This window comes from Micromonospora zingiberis, from assembly GCF_004331455.1.
GTDB classification, from domain to species: Bacteria; Actinomycetota; Actinomycetes; order Mycobacteriales; family Micromonosporaceae; genus Micromonospora; species Micromonospora zingiberis.
This window is the reverse complement of the sequence record NZ_SJJR01000009.1, coordinates 65,350-91,168: the sequence shown is the minus strand read 5'-3', so window position 1 is coordinate 91,168 and position 25,819 is coordinate 65,350. Positions and strand designations below refer to the sequence as shown.

Annotated in this window: 20 protein-coding genes; 10 read left to right on the top strand and 10 right to left on the bottom strand. The window is 69.6% G+C overall.

Translation table 11 applies throughout. The annotated features are described in order from the left end of the window. Positions 1-182: 182 nt before the first annotated feature. Positions 183-1,118 carry a helix-turn-helix domain-containing protein gene (locus tag E0H26_RS15250; RefSeq protein ID WP_165521888.1) on the top strand — a complete coding sequence of 312 codons (936 nt, stop codon included), beginning with the start codon at positions 183-185 and terminating at the stop codon, positions 1,116-1,118. Then, on the top strand, positions 1,111-1,308 hold the full coding sequence (locus tag E0H26_RS15245; protein WP_131304310.1) for a DUF397 domain-containing protein: 198 nt from the start codon (positions 1,111-1,113) through the stop codon (positions 1,306-1,308). The genes E0H26_RS15250 and E0H26_RS15245 overlap by 8 nt, the downstream gene beginning before the upstream one ends. 255 nt (positions 1,309-1,563) lie before the next feature. On the opposite strand, the gene E0H26_RS15240 is transcribed toward E0H26_RS15245, so the two are convergent. After that, positions 1,564-3,720: a carbohydrate-binding module family 20 domain-containing protein gene (locus E0H26_RS15240; protein WP_131304309.1), complete on the bottom strand. Its 2,157-nt coding sequence runs from the start codon at positions 3,718-3,720 to the stop codon at positions 1,564-1,566. A gap of 264 nt (positions 3,721-3,984) precedes the next feature. Between E0H26_RS15240 and E0H26_RS15235 the strand changes: the two genes are divergently transcribed. After that, positions 3,985-4,914, top strand: a complete 930-nt coding sequence (locus E0H26_RS15235) for an LLM class F420-dependent oxidoreductase (protein ID WP_131304308.1) — start codon at positions 3,985-3,987, stop codon at positions 4,912-4,914. Between the two features lie 7 nt (positions 4,915-4,921). On the opposite strand, the gene E0H26_RS15230 is transcribed toward E0H26_RS15235, so the two are convergent. Then, a complete protein-coding gene (locus E0H26_RS15230) occupies positions 4,922-5,320 on the bottom strand; it encodes a hypothetical protein (protein ID WP_131304307.1) in 399 nt (132 codons plus the stop codon). Positions 5,321-5,378: 58 nt separating this feature from the next. On the opposite strand from E0H26_RS15230, the gene E0H26_RS15225 reads away from it, so the two are divergent. Continuing rightward, positions 5,379-6,614, top strand: a complete 1,236-nt coding sequence (locus E0H26_RS15225; RefSeq protein WP_131304306.1) for a D-arabinono-1,4-lactone oxidase — start codon at positions 5,379-5,381, stop codon at positions 6,612-6,614. A gap of 267 nt (positions 6,615-6,881) precedes the next feature. On the opposite strand, the gene E0H26_RS15220 is transcribed toward E0H26_RS15225, so the two are convergent. Further along, the gene (locus tag E0H26_RS15220) at positions 6,882-8,021 is read right to left on the bottom strand and encodes a site-2 protease family protein (protein ID WP_131304305.1); all 1,140 of its coding nucleotides are present in this window, start codon (positions 8,019-8,021) and stop codon (positions 6,882-6,884) included. A 631-nt stretch (positions 8,022-8,652) separates the two neighbouring features. Between E0H26_RS15220 and E0H26_RS15215 the strand changes: the two genes are divergently transcribed. The 3 genes from E0H26_RS15215 to E0H26_RS15205 are packed head-to-tail and all read left to right on the top strand — an operon-like array spanning position 8,653 to position 13,206. Further along, positions 8,653-10,374: a B12-binding domain-containing radical SAM protein gene (locus E0H26_RS15215; protein ID WP_131304304.1), complete on the top strand. Its 1,722-nt coding sequence runs from the start codon at positions 8,653-8,655 to the stop codon at positions 10,372-10,374. An 11-nt stretch (positions 10,375-10,385) separates the two neighbouring features. After that, entirely contained in the window at positions 10,386-11,006 is a 621-nt protein-coding gene (locus E0H26_RS15210; protein ID WP_131304303.1) for an HD domain-containing protein, read from the top strand. Beyond that, positions 10,993-13,206 carry a TIR domain-containing protein gene (locus tag E0H26_RS15205; RefSeq protein ID WP_131304302.1) on the top strand — a complete coding sequence of 738 codons (2,214 nt, stop codon included), beginning with the start codon at positions 10,993-10,995 and terminating at the stop codon, positions 13,204-13,206. Before E0H26_RS15210 ends, E0H26_RS15205 begins: the two co-directional genes overlap by 14 nt. A 305-nt stretch (positions 13,207-13,511) precedes the next feature. Here E0H26_RS15205 and E0H26_RS15200 read toward each other — a convergent pair whose 3' ends face one another. The 3 genes from E0H26_RS15200 to E0H26_RS15190 form a co-directional block, all read right to left on the bottom strand. Continuing rightward, positions 13,512-14,249 carry a DUF6518 family protein gene (locus E0H26_RS15200; protein ID WP_131304301.1) on the bottom strand — a complete coding sequence of 246 codons (738 nt, stop codon included), beginning with the start codon at positions 14,247-14,249 and terminating at the stop codon, positions 13,512-13,514. Positions 14,250-14,514: 265 nt separating this feature from the next. After that, positions 14,515-15,300 carry a L,D-transpeptidase family protein gene (locus E0H26_RS15195; RefSeq protein ID WP_240742188.1) on the bottom strand — a complete coding sequence of 262 codons (786 nt, stop codon included), beginning with the start codon at positions 15,298-15,300 and terminating at the stop codon, positions 14,515-14,517. Positions 15,301-15,569: 269 nt separating this feature from the next. Further along, positions 15,570-17,018 carry an alpha-amylase gene (locus E0H26_RS15190; protein ID WP_131304299.1) on the bottom strand — a complete coding sequence of 483 codons (1,449 nt, stop codon included), beginning with the start codon at positions 17,016-17,018 and terminating at the stop codon, positions 15,570-15,572. A gap of 338 nt (positions 17,019-17,356) precedes the next feature. Between E0H26_RS15190 and E0H26_RS15185 the strand changes: the two genes are divergently transcribed. From E0H26_RS15185 to E0H26_RS15175, 3 genes are all read left to right on the top strand, one after another. Further along, a complete protein-coding gene (locus tag E0H26_RS15185; protein WP_240742187.1) occupies positions 17,357-19,048 on the top strand; it encodes a ferric reductase-like transmembrane domain-containing protein in 1,692 nt (563 codons plus the stop codon). Then, the gene (locus tag E0H26_RS15180; protein ID WP_206025142.1) at positions 19,045-20,511 is read left to right on the top strand and encodes an NADH-quinone oxidoreductase subunit NuoF family protein; all 1,467 of its coding nucleotides are present in this window, start codon (positions 19,045-19,047) and stop codon (positions 20,509-20,511) included. Before E0H26_RS15185 ends, E0H26_RS15180 begins: the two co-directional genes overlap by 4 nt. A 112-nt stretch (positions 20,512-20,623) precedes the next feature. Continuing rightward, positions 20,624-21,223 (top strand): redoxin domain-containing protein, encoded by a 600-nt coding sequence (locus tag E0H26_RS15175; protein WP_131304298.1) that lies wholly within the window; start codon positions 20,624-20,626, stop codon positions 21,221-21,223. A 132-nt stretch (positions 21,224-21,355) separates the two neighbouring features. Here the strand turns inward: E0H26_RS15175 and serS are convergent, their stop codons facing one another. From serS to E0H26_RS15155, 4 genes are all read right to left on the bottom strand, one after another. Next, the gene (serS, locus tag E0H26_RS15170) at positions 21,356-22,636 is read right to left on the bottom strand and encodes a serine--tRNA ligase (RefSeq protein ID WP_131304297.1); all 1,281 of its coding nucleotides are present in this window, start codon (positions 22,634-22,636) and stop codon (positions 21,356-21,358) included. A 109-nt stretch (positions 22,637-22,745) separates the two neighbouring features. Continuing rightward, entirely contained in the window at positions 22,746-23,894 is a 1,149-nt protein-coding gene (locus E0H26_RS15165) for a DNA polymerase III subunit beta family protein (protein WP_131304296.1), read from the bottom strand. Between the two features lie 85 nt (positions 23,895-23,979). Continuing rightward, entirely contained in the window at positions 23,980-25,170 is a 1,191-nt protein-coding gene (locus E0H26_RS15160; RefSeq protein ID WP_131304295.1) for a saccharopine dehydrogenase family protein, read from the bottom strand. A 48-nt stretch (positions 25,171-25,218) separates the two neighbouring features. Beyond that, positions 25,219-25,620, bottom strand: a complete 402-nt coding sequence (locus tag E0H26_RS15155; protein WP_420812851.1) for a hypothetical protein — start codon at positions 25,618-25,620, stop codon at positions 25,219-25,221. Positions 25,621-25,819: the final 199 nt, after the last annotated feature.

Here is a 25,819-nt window from a genome sequence, read left to right as displayed (position 1 = left end):
TGCTGCCGCATGGGTTGGGCGACAACCTGCTGAGAGTCATCGTCTGGCTGCGGTCAGGCAGAATGCAATGCAGCACGTCAATTGAAATCATGAAGGGGGTTGCACATTAGCGCAGTCCACGAGACGTTAGCCCTGGTCAGGGCAGCAATTTGCAGAACGTGATCAAGTGGCCCATCGTTTGTATGCTGCTGTTTGGCAAAGTGGTGATAGGAGGCTCCGTGTCCGACACGGACGGATCGGCCCTGTTGAGGCGAAGGATCGGCCGCAAGCTGGCAGCCCTTCGTAGAGAGACAGGGATGAGTCAGGAGAAGGCCGCCACGCTTCTCCAGCGCAGCCCCGCAACCATCCATCGCATCGAAGCCGGCGACCCCCGCGTCAAGTTCCGCGACATCGAGATCAAGGCGATGTGCGAGCTGTACGAGGCCAGCGCCGAAGACCGCGCCGAGCTGCTTGCCCTCGGGGGTGAAACCCGCACCAAGGGCGCGAGCGCCTGGTGGCACGACTACACCAACACCCGCCTACCGAGCTGGTTCGGTCTGTTCGTCAGGCTGGAAAGCAGTGCCGAGCGGATTCGGGAGTATGGCCCTGAAGCGGTACCAGGACTCCTTCAGACCCGTGAATACGCGACGGCTGTGACGGGCGTACCGAAGGGCCTCATCGGTGCCGAGGACGTAAAGCGGCAGGTCGATTTTCGGATGGAGCGTCAAAGACTGCTCGCCAACCCGCGACCGCCGCACCTCGCGGTCGTGTTAGGTGAGGGGGCTATCCGACGAGCCGTCGGTGGACCGGAGGTCATGGCCGCCCAGCTCCAACACCTGCTGGACGTCGGCAGGTCGCCCAGCGTGACGATCAGGATCCTCCCCTTCGAGGCCGGTGCGCATGGTGGCATGACGTCCGCGTTCTTCATCTTGGAGTTCCCAGATGTGCCTGGTACTTCGGAACCCCTAGAGCCACCGCTGGTCTACGTCGACAGCCTCACCGGTGCGCTCTACCTCGACAAGGCAACCGAGGTCGCGGCGTACAGACTCGCGTGGGACGACGTGACCTCACGAGCACTCGACGAGAAGTCGTCGAGGACGTTGATCACCGCAACGATGGAGGCATTCACCCGTGGCTGACACGACGACTGTCCAGTGGCGCAAGAGCAGCCGCAGCGGCAACCAGGGAGCCTGCGTGGAGGTCGCCGAGGTGCTGCTCGGGGGCGCCGTGGGCGTCCGCGACAGCAAGGACCCCAGCGGCCCAGTGCTGACCTTCTCGCCCACGTCCTGGGCCACCTTCACCACCAGCCTGCGTACCCCCACCCCGTAACCGAAGCGCAGCAAACCACCCGCCCCTGAGCTGATGGTGGCCGCTGACCCAGCGGCCACCATCAGCGCTTCCTCCGAGAGGCGCCAGCACCCGAAGTGCCGAGCAAGAGCGACCGGCAATAGGCCGACACGTCCTGATAGCCAGCCCGCCACCCAGGGCGGGGAAGATCTTGGTACGAATCTGCCCCTTGAGGGGCGCACTCGTACCAAGATCTCCCCGCCCTGGGGTGGCGGGAGGGGCCGCACGGTGGTGCGGTCAGCGCCAGGTGTCGGTCAGGGTCAGCGACCCGGACACGGTGGCGGTACGGTTCGCGCCGGACTCCCAGACCACCTGGCCCGAGTCGGTGCGCTTGACGTACTTGTAGACGAAGGTGGTGCCGGCGGGCAGGTTCAGCTGGCCGGTCCAGACCGGGTAGCCGGTGGGCGAGAGCCGTACCCCCTTGGCCGGATCCCAGCCACCGAGGGCGGGCAGGTCACCGACGACGTAGACGTGCTGGCCGTACACCGTGGTGGCGGTGGCCTGGACGGAGACCACCGCGTTGCTGGCCGGTTGGTTCCAGGTCGCGGTGAACGCCGTCGCGCCGGTGCCGGTGCGGTTCGGGTCGTTCTCCCACTGCACCCCACCGTTGCCGACCTTGACCAGCTTCCACTCGAACGCGGTACCGGCCGGGATGTCGACCGCCCCGGTCCACGTCGGATAGCTGCCCGACGTGGTGGACAACTTCACCCCGCTCGCCGGGTTCCAGGAACCGAGCTGTGGGATCGACCCGACGACGTACACCTCCTGTCCGGGGTTGGTGGTGACGGTGGCGGTGAACCGGGTGGACCCGGCCGGGTGGGACGGGCTGGGGCTCGGCGTCGGCGTACCGGTCGGGGTCGCCGTCGGGGTCGGGGTGGCGCCGTCCAGGCGGGCCTCGACGTGCAGGGCGACCGCCTGGTCGGGGGCGATGGCGGCGGTGAAGGCACCGCCGGTGACGCTCACCGCGCCGCCCGGGCAGGCCCCGGTGCCACGGTCGTACGCACCCCGGCCCACGTTGCAGTACCGGCCGTCCGGCAGCGGGGTGCTGAAGCTGCGGCTCCACGTGCTGCCGGTGGCGTTGAAGGCGGCGTACCCCCGGCTGCCCCGGGCGAAGGCCAGCCGGCCGTTGCCGTCGGTGACCACCGACCCGATGCCGGTGCCGGCGACCGCGTTGCGGAAGCCCGGCATGCCGGCCACCCCCGGGTCGCGGTGCTCGCAGATCCAGGCGCTGCTGGCGCAGTCCGTGGCCAGGGTGGTGCCGTTGGGAGCGCTGGGCGGGCCCTGCCCGTGCACCGACCCGAACGCGTAGCTCGACATCAGCTGGGGCCGACCGTACGGATGGGCCATCATGAACGTGTCCGCCAGGTAGTAGCGGGCCCCGCTCTTGTAGGTCAGCGTCGGGTTCTCCCGCTGGGTGTCGTGGTTGTCGACGAACACCACCGCCTGCTGCCCGGTCAGGCCACCGTAGTTGGGTAGGTTGCCCAACTGGGCGATGTTGCCGTCGCGGAACGCCGACGAGACCGCCCGCTGGTAGTCGAAGTTGGTCACCCCGCCATAGGGGGCGTACGCGGTGTAGGGGATCGTCCCGTCGCCGTACACCTCGTGGAACAGGTCCGGTCGACCGCCGAAGCCGGGCACGTCGCGCAGCCGGCTGATGATGTCGGCCAGGTGCGCCTCCTGCACGTGCTTGGCCGCGTCCACCCGGAACCCGGCCACCCCCAGGTCGATCACCGCGTTCATGTACTTGGCGATCTTCCGGCGGACCTCGGGGTCGGCGGTGTTCAGGTCGGCCAGGTCGAGCAGCTCGCAGTCCTGGACCTCCTGCTTGTTGCCCCAGTTGCTGATCCGGCGGTAGCAGGGCGCGAAGTCGGCGTAGCCGTAGCTGTCGCCGGAGCCGTCGTTGAACAGGTTCGGGTAGCTGTACTTGCTGTAGACCGTGCCGGCGCTGCCCGGGCCGCTGCCGGCCGAGCCGGTGCCGCTCATGTGATTGAGCACCATGTCCACGTAGATCTTCACGCCCTGCGCCCGGCAACGCTCGACCATGTCGACGAACTCGGCCTTCGTGCCGCGCCGGGTCGCGTCCAGCCGGTACGACACCGGCTGGTAGTCCTGCCACCACGGGTAGGTGGCACCTTCGGCGCTGGGCAGCACCACGTGCTCCTGCGGCGGGGAGACCTGCACGCCACCCCAGCCGTTGGGGCCGAGGGTGCTCTCGCACTCGTCGGCGACGGAGTCCCACCGCCACTGGAACAGATGGACGATCGCGTCGCCGTTGACGCGTACCTCGGCGGCGCTGGCGGGGGCGGTGCCGGCTACGGCGGTGAGGGTGGCCGCGGTCAGCGTCGCGGCCAGGAGGGCCGCGGGAATCGCGGCGCGGGGACGGGGAATGTGCACGGGAGCCCTCCTCTGGGGACGGTCAGGTGCAGTCGCGGTGACGGGAAGGATTCCTGCAAGTTATGCAAGAAGTTGCGGTGATGGCGTGACCGTAACAGGGGTGTCGATGGTTGTGAACCTCTGTTTCACGCCTTGATGCAACCGCGAGCCGGCCCTTGCGTGCGACTGAAAACCCTGCAAAGATTTCCGTCCACCTTGCTCGCTCGCCCTCCCGGTAAGACCCGACCGCCGCACCCGGCGCCGCCGGCTTTCTATGCTCGACCCATGGAACTGCGGATCTTCACCGAACCCCAGCAGGGCGCCAGCTACGACGACCTGCTCGCCGTGGCCCGCCGCGCCGAGGAGACCGGCTTCGCCGCCTTCTTCCGCTCGGACCACTACCTCAAGATGGGGTCGGTCAGCGGCGAGCCCGGACCCACCGACGCGTGGACGACCCTGGCCGGGCTGGCCCGTGACACCCGGACCATCCGGCTCGGCACGCTGATGACCGCCGCGACGTTCCGGCTCCCCGGGCCGCTCGCGATCACCGTCGCCCAGGTCGACCAGATGAGCGGCGGCCGGGTCGAGCTGGGCATCGGCACCGGCTGGTACGACGCCGAGCACAGCGCGTACGGAATCCCGTTCCCGGCGTTGGGGGAGCGGTTCGACCGGCTCGACGAGCAGCTCGCGGTGATCACCGGACTGTGGCGTACCCCGTCGGGCGGGACGTTCGACTTCACCGGCCGCCACTACCAGGTCAGCGACTCACCGGCACTGCCCAAGCCGGTGCAGCGGCCACACCCGCCGATTCTGATCGGCGGCATGGGTGCCAAGCGCACCCCGCAACTGGCCGCCCGGTACGCCGACGAGTTCAACCTGCCGTTCGTCTCGGTCGCCGACACCGTCACCCAGTTCGCCCGGGTCCGGGCCGCCTGCCAGGAGATCGGGCGGAAACCGGACGAACTGACCTGGTCCAACGCGCTGGTGCTCTGCTGCGGCCGGGACGACGCCGAGGTGGCCCGGCGGGCCGCCGCGATCGGCCGGGAGCCCGCCGAGCTGCGCGAGAACGGGCTGGCCGGCACCCCCGCCGAGATCGTCGACAAGATCGGCCGGTACGCCGCCGCCGGCAGCCAGCGCAGCTACCTCCAGGTGCTCGACCTGAGCGACCTGGACCACCTGGACCTGGTCGCCAGCGAGGTGATGCGCCAGCTCTGACCGGCGATCAGCGGCTCGGAGCGCGCAGCACGGTGTCCAGCCGACCGTCGCGGTCACTGTCCAGATAGGTCACGTCCGGCACCCCGTCGCCGTCCAGGTCGAACTGCACCACGTCGGCCACCCCGTCGCCGTCGAAGTCGGTGACCACCTGCACCGAGCCGTCCAGGTGCCGGCTGACGATCGACCGGGCGCCGCCGCCGACCCGGGGCGGCGGCCCGGGGGTGGGCACCGGCGTCGGCGCCGGTCCGGGTGCCGGGTTCGGCTGCGGGCCGGGCTGACCCGCCTCGACTCCGGCGTACGCCCCGGCCGGGCCGCTGGCCGGCTCCACGCCGCTGCCGCCCGGATCGATCTCCTCCTCGGAGGGGTACACGTCGCCCCGAGGGGCGGGATCACGGTAGCTGCTCATCGGCGTAGGGTTCCCCGACGGGGCCGGCGGTAACCGCCGGCGCGGAGAGGGGGTCGCAGTGCCGACGCACCGTAACTGGGCGGGCAACATCCGGTACTCCGCCCGGGCACACCACCGGCCAGCGTCGCTGGACGAACTGTGTGCGCTGGTCGCCGGCAGCGACCGGATCCGAGCGGTGGGCAGCGGACACTCCTTCAACCGGCTCGGCGACACCACCGGCGACCTGGTCGACCTGGCCGGGCTGCCGGCCACCGTGCACCTGGACGAGACGCGCCGCACCGTCGACGTGCCGGCCGCCACGCGCTACGGCGACCTGGCCAGCTGGCTGCACGAGCGGGGGTACGCCCTGGCCAACCTCGCCTCGCTGCCGCACATCTCGGTGGCCGGCGCGGTGGCCACCGGTACGCACGGCTCCGGCGCGCACATCGGCAACCTGGCCAGCGCCGTCGCCGGCCTGGAACTGGTCACCGCGACCGGCGAGCTGCGCACCGTGCACCGCGACAGCGCCGACTTCGCCGCGATGGTGGTCTCCTTCGGCGCGCTCGGCATCGTCACCCGCGTCACCCTGGACGTGCTGCCCACCTTCGACATCCGCCAGTACGTCCGCCTCGACCTGCCCCGCCCCGCGCTGGACGAGGCGCTCCGCTCCGCGTACAGCGTCAGTGTCTTCACCGACTGGCGCTCCACCCGCGGCACCCAGGTCTGGCGCAAGCAGCTCGCGGACCAGCCCCCGCCCCCGGCGGACTGGCTCGGCACCACGGCGGCCGACCGCCCCTGGCATCCGGTACCCGGCATGCCGACGGCCAACTGCACCGAGCAACTCGGCGTCGCCGGGCCGTGGCACGAGCGGCTGCCGCACTTCCGGCTCGGCTTCACCCCGAGCAGCGGTGACGAGTTGCAGTCCGAATACCACCTGCCCCGCGCCGACGCCGCCGCCGCGCTGGCCGCGCTCGACGAGGTGGCGCACCTGATCGCCCCGGTGTCGCAGACCAGCGAGCTGCGTACGATCGCCGCCGACGAACTCTGGCTCAGCCCGCAGCACGGCCGCGACACCCTCGCCGTGCACTTCACCTGGATCGCCGACGCGGCGCAGGTGCTGCCGGTGGTCGCCGAGGTGGAACGGGCCCTGGCCCCGTTCGTGCCCCGCCCACACTGGGGCAAGGTCTTCACCATCGCACCCGAGACGATCGCCGCCAGCTATCCCCGCTGGTCCGACTTCGCAACCCTGCGGCACCGCCTCGACCCCACCGGCAAATTCCGCACCGCCGCCCTAGCCCACCTCTTCCCCCACTAACCCCACCCCTCTCACACCCCACCCCACCCCGCTCCACCGCCCCTTGCCCACCGCGCCGCCCCTTGCCCACCGTGCCGCGCCGCGCCTTGCCCACTGCGCCGCGTCTTGCCCGCTGCGCCGCGTCTTGCCCGCCGCGCCGCGTCTTGCCCGCCGTGCCTTGCCCGCCGCGCCGATCTTGCAGTTTTGGTCGTTGGTATGCACTTTTTCTCGCATTTGCACCGACCGGAAGTGCATGATCGACGGTGCTGGTGGGGTGGGGGTGGGTGGTCAGCGGGTGGGGGTTAGGTGGTCGCGGAGGTGGCCGCGTTGGACGGCGCGGCTGATGTCGCTCGGCGAGACGATGCCGACCAGGCGGCCGTCGGCGACCACCAGCGCCCGGCCGTCGGCGCACTCGGTGAGCCGGGGCAGCAGGTCGGTGAGTTGCTCGTCGGGGGAGGCGAGGACCAGGTCGTCGGCGCGGCAGGCCACCGCCTCCAGGGTGGTGCTGCCCCGCTGGTCGGCCGGCACACCACGAACCCGGTCGAGGGTGACCAGGCCGACCGGCCGGCCGTCCTCGATCAACGGCAGCGCCGTGTGCCGGTAGGCGAACAGGTACTTGTCGACGAAATCGGCCACGGTCAGCTCACCCGAGGCGGTCTGCGGCTGCGGCGTCATCACGTCGGCGACCCGTACCCCGCGCAGCGCGCTGCCCATCCGCGCCTGCCGCTCCTCCATGGTGGCCGCGCCGATCAGGAACCAGCCGATCAGGGCCAACCAGAGCCCACCGACGCCGGCACCGGTCAGGAACCGCCACAACCCGAACCCGATCAGCGCCACGCCGAGCACCCAACCGGCGCGGGCCGCCACCACCGACGCCCGGGTCCGGTCCCCGGTGGCCTTCCACACCGCCGCCCGCAGCAGCCGCCCGCCGTCCAGCGGCGCCGCCGGCAGAATGTTGAACAGCGCCAGCAGCAGGTTGATGCCGCCGAGCCAGGCCATCACGCCCAGCCACAGCCCGTGCACCCCGGCCAGGCCGAGCAGCATGGCGATCACTCCAAAGAACGCGCCGATGATCAGGCTGACCAGCGGCCCGACCCCCGCGATGCGCAACTCCGCGCCCGGCGTACGGGCCTCGCCCCGCAGCTCGGCGACCCCGCCGAAGAGCCACAGCGTGATCCCCTGCACGCCCAGCCCGTTGCGTTTGGCCACCACCGCGTGGGACACCTCGTGGGCGAGCAGGCCCCCGAAGAAGACCACCGCCGCAGCCAGACCCGCGAAGACGTACGCGACCACCGACCGGCCCGGATACGACACCGGGAACAGGTTCGCCGACAACCCCCACCAGATCAGCGCGAAAATGACCAGGACACTCCAGTTCACGCCGACCGGCACACCCACGATCCGACCGAGCCGAAAACTCGCCCTCATGCCTCGGTGATACCCCGCGCAAGTGATCCCATGCCAGGGGCGAAGGTCACCTTTCGGCCGTACTGACCGTTTGTTGATCGAACACCTGCGCAGCTGCCCGCCGCCCAGGCACGTACAACACCTACGGTGTGGGGGATTACGAGATGAAGCATGAGCTGTACGGCCCTGCCGGCTCGGATCAAAACGAGAGGCTGGTTGGTTACTGCGCGGCGCCATGCCGCTACGTCTGGCGCGGATATCCGACAGTGGGACGCAATGTGGCGGGGTCGACACCGCAGCGGGCTATGACCGGTCAGGACCTGGGACAGAGCGACTCGTGCGGCCCTGGCAGGGCCCGCACTCAGCCCATCATCCAGTCCTACCACACCATCACCTTGCATCTATGGGCTGACAGGTACGCGGCCCGTCGTTAGCCTTTTATGCATTATTGACGCCGTCAGATGGGTCTTCGTCCTCTTGCGAACCTCGGCTGCTGTGCGCCGAGGTCATCGTTGTGCCGCGAGCGGTGTTGGTCTTGGCCCGGCATCGGCTCTGAGCGCCAGCTTGAGATCCAGAAACGACGGACCGATGGCTAGAAGAACCTGTGACCAGCAGCGTTGCTTGGTCTGCAAGTCTGTAGGCGGGAGGAACCTTGCCCAGCAGCCATTCAACGCAGAGCTTGTACGAGCGGCCCCTCAGGATGTTGACAGTCGCACTCTACTCCGAGCGATACCCGGCGATCGGGGAAAATCACGGCCTGTCCGCCGTCTCTGGAGCAGTTGGCGCGGCGGCCGGCGACGAGCTGTCGGTGTCATCGATAGACATGGTGGAGTGGGGTGAGGAGAACGCGGACCGATTGATCGACGCGATCAATGAGGTGCGACCCCACATCCTGGGCATCGGCCTGCAGTACGGGACGTTCTCTTTTTTCAAGGAGAACTACGCACGTCTGCGGCGCGCGACGGGTCAGAACGACCCTCTCATAATCGTAGGCGGGCCGCTCGCAACGTATCTGAGTGACCGGATCCTGGAGGAGGTCGCATCCGACGCGGTTGTCGTCGTGGGCGAGGCGGACGAGGCGTTGCCACGGCTGGTCCAGTCGTGGATGCGCGGCGACACCGACTGGTCGGAAGTTCCGAACCTCCGATACAGGGATCGCGCGGAGTCGCAGCGTCATGTACGGACGAATCGGCGTCTCGTCAACCTCGAAGAAATACCTCGTCCAGCACGTGGGCACCTCAAGAACATCATTGCGTTGGGCGGTGAGATATTTGTCGAGACGAGTCGTGGTTGCTCCTGGGCCGCTTGTACTTTCTGCCTGAGAGGTCTCACTGATATCCAGGGGCGCGGGCACGAATACCGACGGAAGCCACCGAGCCTGGTGGCCGAGGAGTTGTGCGAGGTTGCAGAGTTAGGCGTCAGAGATGTCACCATCGCTGACGAAGACTTCCTGGGTGGCCACCTCGACGACACGGAACGTTTTGTCCACGGGCTGTTGGCCCAGCCGCTTCCGGAGATGCGGTTCGATGCCAGCCTGACTGTCCACTCTGTGTGCACGAGAAGGGATTCGGCAGAGTCGAAAGCCAGGCGGCTGGCGTTGCTCCAGGCGCTTGTTGGCGCAGGGTTGCAGAAGGTCTTCCTCGGCATCGAATCGTGCTCGCCTGCCCAGCTCAAGCGGTATGCCAAGGGCCACACCCGGGCGGAGGCCGCCGAGGCGGCGGCAATACTCCGATCACTTGGGGTGCGGGTGGAGGTCGGCGTCATCCTCTTCGATCCCCTGTGTGGACTGGACGAAATCGAGGACAGCCTGCGATTCATGCGCGAGCACAACCTGGCCTCGGTGGCCTCCGGGATCAGCGCCGAACTGCGGCTACAGGACGGCACGCACTACCTCGCCCTTCTTCGTCAACACGAGGCCAGGACCGGGGTCGCACTCCACAGTGGAGTTCTCGATCCCGATACTCTAACCTACGCCTACACGTTCGCTGATCCGGACGTTCAACGGCTACACCGGACGGTAAAGAGTTGGAATGAGCGGTTGCATTCCCTTTACTACCCGGCCAAGAGCCTTTCCCGTTTCGGATCATCGGGCGCGCTTGGTGGCTTGGTTCATGAAATGAGAAAAGCGACAAACATTTTTCGGGATGAAACCTGTGATGCAATAATTGCCGCGATTGGCGGCTGGAGGAAAGGAGCGGATTATCAGGTGGCGCTGGATTTGGCGCTCGCCGACGCCGGCCGAAATCTCGCGGACTCTGTCATTGAGAACTTGGGCGCGGAAAGCGCAGCCGACACCCACCCCGTGATCCGACGAGCATTAACGGCAGCGCACAACATTGACCACTTGGTGGTCTTCGACAGCAGGCGGCAGTGAGGAAATAGCTAATGAATGCCGAGCGAGTGCTTGAGTCCATGGCTGAGATTCATTCTCTGACGAGGCTTCCCCGTATTGGGTGGGTGCTGGCAGGGGTGGCCGAACCGGAGTCGGTCTCCGACCATTGCTTCGAAACGGCGATCATCGCCTACCTTCTGGCTCAGCAGATCGATGAGCCGGTCGACATGGGGAAAGTCCTTGCGATGGCGTTGTTTCATGAGATCGGAGAGGTCCGTATCACCGACCTGCCAAGGCGGTCATCGCCGTACGTCAAGAAATTCAAGCGTGAGGCCGAACGTCAGGCGTCAGTGGACATCCTTGGCGGAGTGGCCGACAGCGTTTTTCCTTTACTCGAAGAGATGCACGACCAGCAGACATTGGAGGCGCGTCTGGTCGAGGCGGCGGAGGAACTGCAAATAATCGCGGCCGCAATGTATTACGCTAAAGAGAACAACGGTGACATCAGCGAGTACCGGCGGGACGCGGAGAAGTACGACTCGCTCGGCATCGTTCCGGCCGCTCAGGTCGCCGAGGTGGTGCGGCGGAAGCTTGGTGAGTACCTGGGCGACAAGCCCTACTGGGAACTAGGTTACAGTCGTCACTCCGGGGCGGCCGACAATGCCAGGAGCTAGCCGGAAGTACGATGTATTTCTGAGCTACAGCAGTCGCGATGCCGAATCCGCGGCACGGCTGAATGTTCTTCTGTCGCAGAGCAGGCACCGTGGTCGCCGCCTCAAGGTGTTCCATGCGCCCACGACGGTCCGGGTTGGAGAATCGATTCCAGCAGCCATCGCGGAGGCACTGGAGCACTCGCGATGCTTGATCGCACTCTTATCGCCGGACTGGATCGAATCCGAGTGGACGACGCTGGAATCGGAGGTGGCGCTGTGGCGTGATCCGGCAGCCCGCCGTCGGCTTATCCTGCCGATCTTGCTGAGGCCGACCAGACTGCCGCCCATGCTGGCTCGTCTCCAACATCTTCGGCTCGAAGAACGTGAGGATGCCGAAAGCGTTCTTTCTCCGCTGCTTGACGCGATACGATGGTCCATCGCCGAGGACGAGGCCAGTGAAAAATTCTCCGGTGAGCGCCGTGAGCTGCTGTCATCCCCAATTCTTCCATGGCTCGGGCCAAGGGGTCCGAGCTTTGAGTTTGTGTGGCCTGAAATGATTATAGACCCAGAAGTTCGAGTTCGGCGCCGACCGGGCAAGGAAATTCGTCTTTCTGGTTGGTTCGAGTCCGTTTCGGCTGTGCCGGGCTGTGTTGCGATCGTCGGAGATGCCGGCGCTGGAAAGACCACCGCCCTCCGGTCGATAACCCTTAGTGGTGCGGGTGATCTCTCAAGCCAGCGAGTCTTCGTACATGCGCGAGAGGTGCCGCGTCGGATCAAGGAGCTGAGGGCGCGCGCAAGGCGTAAGTCAGGACTCGTACTGCTGGTTGATGGCCTGGATGAGGCCGGCGACGAGATGGTCAGCACGATCGGTGCGGAGCTGGGTGGCCTGGTCGCGACCGGGGTCACCGTTTTTGTTGCATCACGCACGGATTTTTTTGAGCGTCAGGCGGACGTGCTCGTGGGCGGGCTCGGATCCCTGGAGGAAGTTCTTGAGGTCAAGGCCTGGGCGCGATCCGACATCATCGACTTCTCCGAAAGATACGCTAGCAGGGTCGATGACCCGCTTGTAGCCTCACGCGTCCGAGAGATCCTGGATTCGGTTCCTGGAGCTGTCGATATTGCCTCCAATCCCATGCGTCTGACTCTTCTACTATATTTGCTTGTGACCCGGGCAGACATTGACGTACTGCGTCTCAATGAACCGTACACCCTCTATGAGATGTTCTACAGCGAATGGCTCAACAAAGAGCGTCATCGTGGGACGTCGGGGGGGTCTGCTACCGCCATAGTGGCTGCACATGTCCAGCTTGCCCGCTGGTTCTATCGGCACAAAGGCGAGCGCTCCTCGTCTGTGCGGGAGATTGGGGTTGAGGGGTGGGATGAACTCCGACTGGACAGCGCATTCAGCGATCTGCTGGATTTCGAAACCAGCATCGACGAGGGTGGCGAGGTCGTTCGTGGATTCCGCCACGAGACGCTCGGCGAGCACCTGATCGCTCGGTCGATTCTGCATGCGTTCGACGCCGGTGGACCGGTCATCGACAAAGCTCTCGCGATAACGGTTGCGGACGACGTCAACGGATTCGTGAGGAGTGGCCTAGCTCAATTCAGTGCCGCGCGTGTTTCCGCGATTCAGGCCAACCTTGGCAGACGGTATGACGAGTTGAAGCGCGACGCCGAGAGTGTGTCGACTGACGAGAATGAACGATTGCGGGAGCAGATTCTCTATTATGTCGGCCGGCTTCCGGTGAGAAAGGTGCCGGAGGTTCTAGTGGTCGCGTCCGTCTCGGAAACGACGCCGCTGCTTCGTCGCGCGGCCGCGCTCGGTGCGATCCTGCACGGAAACGTGGAGGTCGAGAAGCGCTATCTGCTCATGCTGGATGACGCGTCGGAGGCGAGATTGAACCGGTCGGTGCAGATGGTTTACTTTGGGGACGTTCATGACGACCTGCACACCTTTGAGGACTCCGGTGAAGACTGGAGCAGGACGCGAAGAGCAATCTTCCGGAGACTCGGCGGCCGGTCTATTCGGGATAATCGGCTGCGCCAGTGGGATCTGCGTACGCTGCGCTCGTTCATTGAAAGCCGCCCTGGTTCGGTGCTGTCCGGCGAGGAGTCCATGATCCTCCGCGCGATACAGCTTCCAGGAATCGGTGAGGAGGATCGTGCTGCGGCAATTCGACAGGAAATCGATCTTGTCCTGGGCCTGGCGGGAACGTGAGGTGGCAAAGCACTGGTGGGCCTTTCACGGGTGTTCGAGCGGTTAGCTCCCGATGCCACGGCGCCCGCAGCCAGAACCGATCCACCGGCCGGTGCCGTGCCGACGGTGACTGATGCCATCCAAGACTGCCCAACTCGGCGAGTCTGCGTGGTGCTCGCCCCGGTGGCGGTGCCCAAGGCGAAGAGCCGGTGGCTCCGCTGCTGATCTTGGCGGCCGAACGGCAGACATGCTAGTCCGCGGCGGGCTGTTCGGGATCTATCAGGTAACGGAGGTCATGGCTCGATGATCGACGGCAGGGTGGGTTGTTAGAGGGTGGTGGTGAATGAGGTGAGATAGTGCCAGAGCAGCGCTCCAGCCAGGCTGGCCAGCGCGGAAGTGGCGACGAAGATCGGCCATGACTTCGCTGCCCGGCGGCGGGTGAGCAGCACGGTCAGCCCGATCGCCGCGAGCAGGATGCTGGCCCCGGCGGAGAGGACGCGGCCCAGGAAGAACGCGTCGAGGGCGTGCCAGGCACGGAAGATCATCAAGAATTCCAGGCCCTGACCGGCAAGGAGCCCGAACGCCGCCCCGGCCGCGACCGACGCGCGGATCCGTGTTCCGCGTCGGACGACCGCGCCCAGGTAGCCGAGCGTGATGCCGGCGACGACCGAGGCGGCGAGCCAGAACACGGTGGCCCGGCCGACCGAGGCCAGCCCGGTCCAGGCGGACGAACTGCCGTCCTCAAGGGTGCCGAGGCGCCAACGTCGGCCGTGAGCGAGGATCAGTCCGTAGTAGACGACCGTGGCCACCACCAGGACAGCGGTCGCGTTGATCGGCGCCACCGCGCGACGGGTCGCCAGGTAGCCGGCCAACAGGGCGGCACCGCCCCAGGCGAAGCCCGTGCTGGTGAGCGTCAGCATGACCACACCGGCGATGCCCGGCAGTTCGTCGCCGACGAAGGCGAACAGGCCCAGACCGGCTCCGGCCAGCAGCAACGGCTTCCACGGCAGGGTTCGGTACGCGACTGCGACCAGGCCACCCGACCCGGTCCGTGCTGTGGTCATCGGTGGTCCTAACTGGCCCAGGCGGCGAGGTCCCTGCTGGCGGAGGGCGGTCGGTTGTTGCGGGGCGGTGTCCGGCCGCCGGTCAGCGTTGCGGGTGCCCTGCCCGCCGAGCATGCCACGGCCTCCGTGGGGCCGACCCGGGTGCTGCGGGCGATCCTCGAACAAAGGTCACCCTGCCCGCCGAGCATGCCACGGCCTCCGTGGGGCCGATCGTCGGGCTCCCGGGCAGCGGGGTGGCGGCCTGCGGCGGGCCGGGTGTGCGGGCTCAGGCGGTCGGGGGTGGGGTGGGTAGCTTGTCGACGACCACCACCGGGGTGCCCGGGGGTACCTGGTCCAGCAGGAGTCGCTGGCCGGAGCGGGTGAGTCGGATGCAGCCGTTGGTGGTGCGCTGGCCCAGTTCGCCGTCGTGGTACCAGGTGTGGATGCCGATGTGCGCGCCGCGCAGGCCGCTCGGTACGGATTCCGGGTCGTCGGGTACCGAACCGAGGGCGTAGATGTCGACGCCACCGTAGACCGACTCGGGCGGTGGCGTACGGCCCAGCACGAAGGTGCGGCCGAGCGGGGTTTCCTGGCCCCGCTGGCCCAGGCTCACCTGCCAGCTGCGTTTGGCGACCCCGTCGCGGTACCAGGTCAGCCGGTACGGCACCCGTTCCACGATGATCTGGTCGCGCAGCTGCACCGTCCGGAAGCCGCCGGGTGGCAGCCAGGCCAGCCTGCGGTTGGCCGAGGGCAGCAGCACTGCCGTCCAGCCGGCCTCGCGGCGGGCGATCGGGATGGTCAGCTCCACCTCGCTGATGGTCGGCATGAGGAAGGCGATCGGCCGGCCGCCGGGTGCGTCGTAGGCGGCGAGTCGGCGCTGTGGGCGTACGCCCCTGGTCAACGCCGTGGTGTCCAGCGCGTCCGGGTCACGTGGAAAGCCGTCGGGTGCCGGATCGTAGTCGATCTCCGGCAGGTCGTCCGGCGCCGGCGCGGCCGGCGCGATGCTCTCGCCGGCCAGCGGTGCCGACAGCGTCGCGGTCGGCGCCACCGTCGGGTCGCCCGACTGCCCCACCGACCCCGCCGACGGCGTCAGCGCCCACCCGGCATAAGCCGACCCGCCCAACAACACCGCAACCCCGACCGCCGCCCCAACCCTCCGCCAACCTGCCATAAAACCCCCATCAACCACACACCACCCTAACCACCCCAACACCCTAAACCACCCCAAACCCCCGCCCCGAACAGCGTTGATCAAGAAGTTTGCGTCAGGAATCCGCGAGATTCCGACGCAAACTTCTTGATCAACACGGGCGAGGGGTGGGAGGACAGGAGGGGTGGGGGTTAGGGGAGGCGGGCTTGGAGGTGGAGGGCTATGGCGTCGTGGGCGGGGACGTTGGCGGCGAACCAGCCGTTGGCGTCGACGGTGATCACCGGGCCGGAGCAGGTGCCGCCCGAGAAGGTGCCGTGGATGACGTCGCAGTAGCGGCCGGCGGGCAGGCCGGTGTAGTAGGAGCGGCCGTTGATGGCGAAGTCCTCGTCGTTGATGGTGATGAAGCCCCGGCCGGTACGGCTGAACGCGATGTGTTGGTAGCCGTTGTCGTACCAGTTGCTGACTCCGGTGCCTTCGGTGGCGTTGCGGAAGCCGACCATGTTCGCGATGACTGGCCAGCGGTGCTCGCACTCCCAGCCGGAGTAGCAGACGGCGTTGAGCGTCTTGTTGTTGCCGTCCGAGGGCGGGCCGGCGTCGCGGCTGCTGTAGGTGTAGCTCGACATCACCGTCGGCGAGCCGTACGGCCAGGCCAGCATGAAGGCGTTGGCCAGCGCGTAGATGCCCCGGTCGCGGTAGGTGAGCACGCCGGGGTCGTCGCGTTGGGTGTCGTGGTTGTCGATGAAGACCGACGAGACGCCGCCGGGCAGGTGGCCCCAGCCCTCCCCGAAGTTGCGCAGGTAGGCCAGCCGCTCGGAGCGGAAGACCCGGGCCAGGTCCTTGCCGTAGCGGAACTCGTGCACGTCACCGTTGCCGGTGTACTCCTCGGGCCGGATCGGCTCGCCCGCGCCGTAGATGACCTCCTGCACGATGTACGCCGGGCGGTTCAGCCGGCTGAGGATGTTGGCGATGTCGGCGGCGGGCATGTGCTTGCTGGCGTCCAACCGGAAGCCGTCCACCCCGAGCGAGAGCAGGTCGTTGAGGTACGCGGCCAGCCGGGAGCGGACGTAGTCCGAGCCGGTCTTGAGGTCGGCGAGGTTGACCAGCTCGCAGTTCTGCACCTCGTACCGGTCGAGGTAGTTGACGATGTCGTTGTTGCCGTTGCGGCCGCAGTAGTTGAAGTCCTGCGCCTGGTAGATGCCGGGATAGACGTAGTGCTGGTACGACGATCCGGCCCAGCCGGTGCCGCCGTTGGCCTGGCCGGACATGTGGTTGACGACCGCGTCGACGATCACCTTGACGCCGGCGGCCTGGCAGGTGGTGACCATGGAGCGGAACTGGTCGCGGGTGCCCTTGCGGGATTCGATCCGGTAGCTGACCGGCTGGTACGCCACCCACCACTGGTTGCCGCGGACGTGTTCCTGCGGTGGCGAGACCTGGACGTAGCCGTAGCCCTTCGGGCCGAGGGTGCTGGTGCACTCGCTGGCCACCGAGGGCCAGTTCCACTCGAACAGGTTGGCGATGACCTTCTTGCCGCCGGCCGGGGCGGCGACGGCCGCCGGTGCCGTCACGACGGTGGGGGCGAGCAGGCTGGCGATCGCGCCGAGGGCGACGAGCGCCGTACGGAGTCGACGTCGATGCATCGGGAGCTCCTGGGGCGGGGGAAGGGTTGCCCGGATCTTGCAATCAGGGCTGAAAATTTCGGCAAGGTTACAAGCTGATTTCATGGGCTGTCAACGTATGGACATGGATCAGTGGCCGGATCGGGCCTACACGCGCCGGGCGTGGGGATGGTTCGACAACTTGTCGAGATTTTTTTGGCGTTGACTGATCCGTCCGGCCGCCGACTGCGTACTGGTGTGGGGAACAGGGTCGGCCGGTGGTACGCCGCCGCGAGACGATCGAGGAGCACATGGCCCGGGCTACGCAGAACGAGAAGCCGCCTGCCGTCCGTACCAGCAGCAGCAGTAGAGGTATTCGGGTGGCCTCCCGCAGTCAGGTCCTGGCGCTGTCCGCGTCCGGACTCGCCGCGGTATGGGCGCTGGTGATGCTCACCGGCGCCGGCCAGAGGGCCTACGCGATGGGCTTCTTCTTCACCGAGTTCTTCGCCGGCGTGATCGCCCTGGTCGCGCTGAGTCTCACGGTGATGATGGGGCTGCTCTCCACCGACCGGCTGGTGCTGCTCATCCGGCACCGGGTCCTGTTGCAGTCCGCGCACCGGGCGACCGGCATCCTCGGCGTGGCCGGCCTGGTCTTCCACGTCATCACGAAGATCGCCAGCGGTCGGGCGGGGGTGACCGACGCCGCCGTGCCGTTCGTCGGCGGCCGGGGTCTCTACGTCGGGCTCGGCACCATCGCCGCGCTGCTGATGGTGGGCGTGCTCTGGACCGGGATCATCCGGGCCCGCTTCGCCGACGTCGGTCCGAAGTGGGTGTGGCGGGCGCTGCACTCCATGGCGTACCTCTCCTGGCCGTTCGGCATCTTCCACGGCCTCGGCGCCGGCCGCGCGCCGGCCACCTGGGTCAGCCTGAGCTACTGGCTCTGCGTGGTGCTGGTCGTGGTGGCGCTGTTGGTCCGACTCTCGGTCACCCTGCAGCGGCGTAGCCGCGAGCAGCACCAGGCCGCCGCCCTCAACGAGGCCATGACCGGCAAGGGCAGCGACGAGACCCGGACCAAGACGCTGCTCGGCAACCTGACCAAGCGGGCCGGCGAGGGCGAGCGGACCCGCCGCGACACCAGCTGGGCCGAGAGCACCTCGGGCACCTGGGCCAGCCCCACGATCCGGCGCAACGACCCGGAGCGGTTCACCGTGCCGGTGGTTCCGGAGCCGGGCACGCTGCGCGAGCCGGTCCGCCCCGGGCGGGAGCGCCGCGACGAGGAACTGGAGCCGGTCGCCCGGCGCACGTCGCGGCGCGACGAGGAGGAGCTGGAGCGCGCCGTACGCCGGGAAACCGAGCTGCTCGAACCGGTGGCGCGCCGCCGTCGCGACGAGGAGCCGACCGGCCGACGCAGCTCCCGCCGGGACGAGGAACTGGACGCCACCGACCGGCGTTCCCGGCTCGACGACGACCTGGAGCCGGCGCCGCGCCGCTCCCGGCGCGACGAGGAGCCGAGCCGGCGACGGACCGCCCGGCGGGAGGAGGAGTACGAGTCGGCGGGCCGCCGCTCGACCCGCCGCCGCGAGGAGGAACTGGTCGCGGACGCCGATCGTGACTCGGGCGGCCGGCGCCGCCGCGACGACGAGGAGTACGGCCGGTCCCTGCGGTCGCGGTCCGAACTGGACGCCGGCACCCGCTACTCGTCCCCGCCGCAGCGGACCGACGAACCGGAGGAGCCCTGGGACAGCCCGCGCCGGTGGGAGTCCACCGCGCCGATCTCCGGCTCGCCGATCTCCGGTTCACCCATCTCCGGCTCGCCGATCTCCGCCGCGCCGCGCAGTGGTGGCGGGCGGCACAGCGCCGAGGACGACGTGCCGGAGGCCGAGACCGACTACTGGCGCCCCCCGGCGCGGTACGCCCCGGAGGACGCCGCCGACGACGACACCCCGACCCTGGTCGACCTCGCCTCCCGGCGGGCTCGCCGGGCCTCCGGGGAGAACCGCCGCCGGCGCCGCGCCGATCCGGATTCCGTCGACGGGGCCTACTGGGCGGGCCTGCGAGGTGAGGCCAAGTGACGATCCGTACCACGGTCCCGCCGGTGGCCTGCGTCGGTGAGCCACGGCTCACCGCCGGGTTCGCCGAGTTCGGCCGCCTCGACCTGCGCGCCCACGAGATGGTGCACGGCCCGATCAGTCCGATGGAGCCGTCCGCGCTGCTCCGGCTCGCCGAGGGCATCCAGCTCAAGGGCAAGGGCGGCGCCGGTTTCCCGTTCGCCAGGAAACTGCGCGCGGTGCTGGAGTCCTGCGAGCGCCAGGACCTGCCCCCGGTGGTGGTGGTCAACGCGACCGAGGGGGAGCCGGCCAGCTGGAAGGACAAGGTCATCCTGACCCGGGCGCCGCACCTGATCCTCGACGGTGCCGCGCTGGCCGCGTTCGCGCTCGACGCCGAGGAGATCGTGCTCTGCGTCGCCGACGACCTGTTCGGCCGGGACTCCCTGATGGAGGCGCTGGAGGAGCGGCGGATGCCGGTACCGACCAGCGTGGTGACGGTGCCGCACCGGTTCATCAGCGGCGAGGGCGGTGCGCTGGTCAACGGGATCAACGGACTGCCGCACATCCCGCCGGGCACCAAGAAGCGGTCCAGCGACTCGGGCGTGAACAACCTGCCGACCCTGCTGTCGAACGCCGAGACGTACTCCCAGATGGCGATCGCGGCCCGGCTCGGGCCGTACGAGTACGCGGCGCTCGGCACCGACGACGAGCCCGGCACGGTGCTGCTCAGCATCACCGGTGCGGCCAAGCGGCACGCGGTGGTCGAATGCGCCGCCGGCACTCCGCTGCGGGAGATCCTCGAACTCTGCGAGGTGCCCGACGGTCCAGGGATCCTGATGGGCGGCTACCACGGCAAGTGGATCACCAGGGAGGCGGCGGAGAAGGCCGAGGTCTCCCGCAAGGGGCTGGCCGCGGTCGGCGGCACCCTCGGCGCCGGCATCATCGTGCCGCTCGCCAACGACACCTGCCCGCTCGGCGAGGCCGCCCAGGTGGTGCGCTACCTGGCCGGCGAGTCCGCCGGGCAGTGCGGCCCGTGCAAGCGAGGGCTGCCGGACCTGGCCCGCGCCGTCGACCTGGCGGTCTCCGGCAGCGCGCCGGTGGAGGTCGTCCGGGCCGCGGCCGGCGACGTCAAGGGGCGTGGCGCGTGCAGCCACCCCGACGGTACGTCCCGGTTCGCGCTGTCGGCGATGGAGGTCTTCGCCGACGACCTGAAGAAGCACACCACCGGCGAGGGCTGCGGCCGGCGGGTCAAGGGCGTGATGGGTCTACCCGGTGCGCCCGACGCCAATCCGCAGAAGCTCGTGCTGGACTGGTCCCGGTGCGACGGTCACGGCCTCTGCGCGCACGTGGTGCCGGACTTCATCCGGCTCGACCAGAACGGATACCCCGCCTTCCCGCCCACCCCCGTGCCGACCTGGCTGCGGGAGGGCGCGTCGAAGGCGGTCAAGGTCTGCCCGGAACTGGCGCTGCGACTGACCAAGGCCTGACCGAGGTCGGACCGAGCCGCGCGGCTACCGCGCCCGGCTGCGACCTGACCGCTCGGTGGCCGGCCCTCCCCGGCGGAACCGGGGGCGGCATGAGCGAACGAAGGAGACGCGGATGGGCACGGCACGAACGACGGGACGGTCCACCGGTACGCTCACCGCCGCCCTGCTGGCCGTCGTACTGGCCGGTGCCGGGTGCGGCGCCGACGCGGGCGCCGAGGCGGCCGCACCGGGCGGTGCCCCGCCCGCCGGGACGCCGGCGGTCAGCGCCGCCGCGTCCCCGTCGGCCGGCCCCACCGGCCCGGTGTCCGTACCGGACACCCTCCGGTTCACCGGCAAGGCCCTGGACGGTACGGCGTTCGACGCGGCCACCCTGGCCGGGCGGCCGGTCGTGCTCTGGTTCTGGGCGCCCTGGTGCGCCGCCTGCGCCAGCCAGGCGTGGACGGTGGCCGAGATCGCGCCGCAGTTCCGGGACACCGTGCCGATCATCGGGGTCGCCGGGCTCGGCGAACACCGGGCGATGTCCGACTTCGTCACCGAGTTCGAACTGGAGCCGGTGCCGCAGATCGACGACCGGGAGGGTGCGATCTGGCGGCGGTTCGAGGTCGTCCAGCAGAGCACCTTCGTGATCATCGACCGGGACGGCCGGGTGATCCACCAGGGTTGGCTGGACGGGGAGGACCTCACCCGTCGGGTCACCGCGCTGGCGGCCTGAGGCCGGGGTCGCCCCGGCGTCGGTGGCCCGCTGCTGCCTGCTGACGGCCGTCGGCGTGGCGTCAGGGCCGGACGGGCGGAAAACCGGCGTTGACCGTCGGGGGTCGCGCGGCGCGGCCCCCGACGGTACCGGTCAGCGTGGGGTGAGGCGGTCGGTGCCGAGCCGGTCGCGGAGCACCTCCGGCACCAGCACCGAACCGTCGGGCTGCTGGAACTGCTCCAGGATGGCCGGGAACAGCCGGCTGGTCGCCAGCGCCGACCCGTTGAGGGTGTGTACGAAGCGGGTCTGCTTGCCGCCCGGCTCCCGGTAGCGGATCGCCGCCCGGCGGGCCTGGTAGTCACCGCCCCAGGAGACCGAGGAGACCTCCTTGTACTTGCCGGTGCTCGGCATCCACACCTCGATGTCGAGGGTCTTGCGCATCGAGGCGCTGGAGTCACCGGCGGCCAGCAGGCTGCGCTGGTAGTGCAGGCCCAACCCCTCGACCAGGCTCTCCGCGTGGCCGACCATCTGCTCCAGTGCGGCGTCGGCCTGCTCGGGCAGGGCGAACTGGAAGATCTCCACCTTGTTGAACTGGTGGCCGCGGACCGTGCCCCGCTCGTCCGAGTGTGACCCGGCCGCCTCCCGGCGGTAACAGGGGGTGTACGCGAACACCCGCAGCGGCAGCTTCGCGGTCTCCAGGATCTCGTCCTGGTACGCCCCGAGGATCGCCGTCTCGGCGGTGGGCAGCAGGAACTGCCCGCGCTGGCCGGACTGCTTGTCCAGGTGGTAGACGTCGTCGTAGAACTTGGGGAACTGGCCGGCGGCGAAGCCGGCGGTGTCCAGCAGCAGGTGCGGCGGGAGCAGGAACTCGTACCCGGCCTCGATGTTCCGCTCGATCAACCAGTTGATCAGCGCCCACTCCAGCCGGGCACCCAGCCCGGTGTACATCCAGAAGCCCGAACCACCCAGCTTGACGCCGCGCTCGTGGTCGACCAGGCCCAGCATCCGGCTCAACTCGACGTGGTCACGGATCTTCTCGATCGCCGGTGGGGCACCGAAGGTCTTGACCACCCGGTTGGCTTCCTTGCCGCCGCTGACCACGTCGTCGGCGGGCAGGTTCGGCAGCTCGCTCATGACGGTACGCAGCCGCGACTGCACCTCGTCGAGCTCGGCCTCCAACTCGGCGACCTGCTTACGGCCGGCCTCGCTGGCCACCTCCGGCTCGACACCGGCCCGCTTGGCCTGCGCGTACGCCCGGGCCTCGGCCTTGCGGCGCTGCCGCTCCCCGTCGATCTCGGTGATCAGCCGGCGGCGCTCCCGGTCGAGGTGCTGGATCTCGTCCAGCGCCCGGTCGACCTCGGTGGCCTCCAGCCGCTTTGCCAGCGCGGTCGCCACCGCGTCGCGATCCTTCCGGATCAACTCCATGTCGAGCATGCTGCTCCGTACGCTCCAAGTCAGGCTGACCCGGTGATGCTACCGCCGGGCCCCGATCCCCTTTTCTCCCGCACCCGGCCCCCACGTCGGGTCAGCGACGGCACGGGGCTCAGAGCCGGATCGGCATCAGGATGGAGAAGGCCCCCTCGTCGTCCGGGCGGCGGATGGCCAGCGGCGTGAGTGGGCTGTCCACCTCCAGCGTCAGGTGCCGGCGGCCCGCCGCGCCCAGCGCGTCGAGCAGGTACGCGCCGTTGACCCCGACCCGCAGTTCGGTGCGGTCGCCGGGGTCGGCCGGGTTGTCGTCGCCGGTCAGGTCGTCGGGGCCGAGCAGGCGGAGCCGGTCCGGCGTACCCAGGCCGAGCACGGTCACCGGCCACGACCGGCCGGCGTACTGGCGAACGGCCGCCGGCCCGCCGGCCCGCAGCGCGGTGACCAGCCATTCGGCGTCGACCGGAACCCGACGTGCCGGCCCGGCGGCACCGGATCGCGGCAGCAGCGCGTGGTAGTCGGGGAAGTCGTCCGGCAGCGCGGTGGCCCGCAACCGGTGCCCGGCCACGTCGGCGACCAGCGACGAACCGGCCACGGTCAGCGTCACCTCGCCCCGGGCTGCCCCGCCGTGGTCCGCCCCGTCCTGGTCCGCTTGGCCCCGGGTCGCCGTGGTGAGGAGCTGGCGTAGGGCGTCGACGGCGTCCAGCGGCAGCACGGTACGCACCGCCGGGCCGTGCACCGCCGCCTCGGCCGTCGCCACCGCCAGCCGGTGCCGGTCGGTCGCCACCAGTTGGACGCCCGTCTCGGCCACGTCGAACAGGACCCCGGTCAACGCCGGCAGCTCGGGGTCGGTGCCGACGGCGAACCGTACGGCGTCCACGGCGGCGGCCAGCGCGGCCACGGTCAGCGTGAGCCGGGTGACCGCCGACGGCTGGTCGGCCGGCAGCAGGGAGCGGATCCGGGACACCTCGCGGCGGGCGTCGGCCAGCCCCTCCTCCAGCCGGCGTACGTGGGTGTCGAGCAGCCGGTGCACCACGGCGGGTTCGGCGCGTACCGCGCGGGCGATCTCGGCCACCGGCATGCCCACCCGACGCAGCCCGGCCACCAGCCGGGCCGGTGCCACCTGGTCGTCGGTGTACCGGCGGTACCCGGTGGCCGGGTCGACCCAGGCGGGCACCAGCACCCCGGCGGCGTCGTAGAACCGCAGGGCGCTCACCGTCAGTCCGCTGGCCCGGGCCAGCTCGCCGATGCTGCGCAGGTCACTGTCCACGCCCGCGATCCTGCCCCCTCGACCTGGTCGAGGGTCAAGTCGCTGCCGCAGGTGTTAACCGGGGACCCCTGCTCTACCGCAGGCGTTAACCGGGTGCCCTTCCTTCCTCCAGGACCCGGAAGGTGAGGCCGGCGGCGGTGAGGCGGTGCAACAGGGCGTCACCCATCGCGGTGACCGGGGTGACCTGCCCGGCGGTGGCCGGCAGGTCGTCCAGGGCCAGGCAGAGCGCCGACTCGGCGAGCATCTTGGCGGTCTCGTCGTAGCCGGGATCGCCGCCGGCCACCTCGGTCACCACCCGCCGGTCGCCGCCGGAGCCGACGAACCGGACCCGGAACCACGACTTGGCCCGCTGCTCGGCGTTCGGGCCCTGGCCGGAGGTGAGCCGGCCGAGCAGCCAACGCCGGGCCGGCGGCACCTTCACCAGCCCGGCCAGCGCGCCCAGGCCGGCACCGGCGACCAGCACCGTCGGCAACCGCCGTACCGCCGCGAAGTGCCGGTAGCGGAAGTCCGGCCCGTACTCCGGGCGGGCCGCCGCCGAGCGGCGTACCACCTGCGGGTCGATGGTCGGCAGCGGCACCGCCCAGGCCGGCAGGTCGCGCGACCGGGCCAGCTTCCCCGCGACGGCCCGCACCCGGCGGTCGGTCGGGCGCGGCTCGACGGCGCGGCGCTCGCGGGCCGCCCGGGACATCTCGGCGGTACGCGAGAAGGCGGTCAACACCGAGTGGTAGGTGCCGGCGGAGAAGCGCCCACCGGCCCGCACGTAGCCGTCCACGGTGATCGGCACGTCGGCGGGCAACTGCTTGATCGTGAACCAGACGCCCAGGTCGTGGGGGATCGAGTCGAAGCCGCAACTGTGCACCAGCCGGGCGCCGGTGCGTACCGCCTCGGCGTGATGGCGCAGGTACATCAGGTCGACGAACTCCGGCTCGCCGGTGATGTCCAGGTAGTCGGTGCCGGCGGCGGCGCAGGCGGCCACCAGCGGCTCCCCGTACTCGATGTACGGCCCGACGGCGCTGGCCACCACCCGGGCGGCCACGGCCACCGCCCGCAGCGAGGCCGGGTCGGTGGCGTCGGCGGTGAGCAGCGGCAGCCCGGCCAGCGCCGGGTCGATCGCGGTCAGCCGGTCGCGGACCGTGGCCAGCTTGTCGGGGTTGCGCCCGGCGATCGCCCAGCGCAGCCCGGGTGGTGCGTGCCGGGCGAGATAGTCGGCGGTGAGACCGCCGGTGAAGCCGGTCGCCCCGAACAGCACGATGTCGTACGCCCGCTCCGCAGCCATCCCGCGATCATGCCAGTCCGGACGCGCAGCCGCCCGGCTCGGCGACGCTCAGTCCGGTCGGCCGGTCGGCGGCACCTCGCCGGCCTCGGCGAGCCGTTTGGTCTGCCACAGGGCGTGACGTACCGCGAGCTGCGGATCGTCGCCCACCAGATGCGCGGCCAGCCCGGTGGGGCCGGTGACCGGCCGGGCGGCCAACTCGGTACGCCGACCGCCGGGCGGGCGGCGCAACTCGACCTGTACGGCGCCGTCGAGCTGGCGCAGTGGCTCCGGCCAGACCCCCGCCGGCAGCACCTCGTCGGGTGGGCGGTCGATGGTGACCACCTGCCACGGCGCGGTCCACCCGCCGGCCCGTCCCGCCTCCGGCCGTGCCGGCCGCCGGAGGGCGGTGCGCCGCTCACCGGCGGCGCGCCCGGGCCACCAGCGGGTGAGGGCGCTACGTACCGCCCGGATCGTCGCCGCGCCGAGGACGCCGGCCACCGCGAACGCCGTTCCCACCCGTCCCACCGGCACCTCCCGAAGTCCGCGCGACCTCCACCGTCCCCACAGCCCGGGTGAACCGGGCTCCTCCGGAAGGGGTGAACCGCCCAACGTCGGGTAACCGCCGGCCGCAGGACCGGGGGAGGGGAACGCGTCCGTGGGGGTGAGCCGG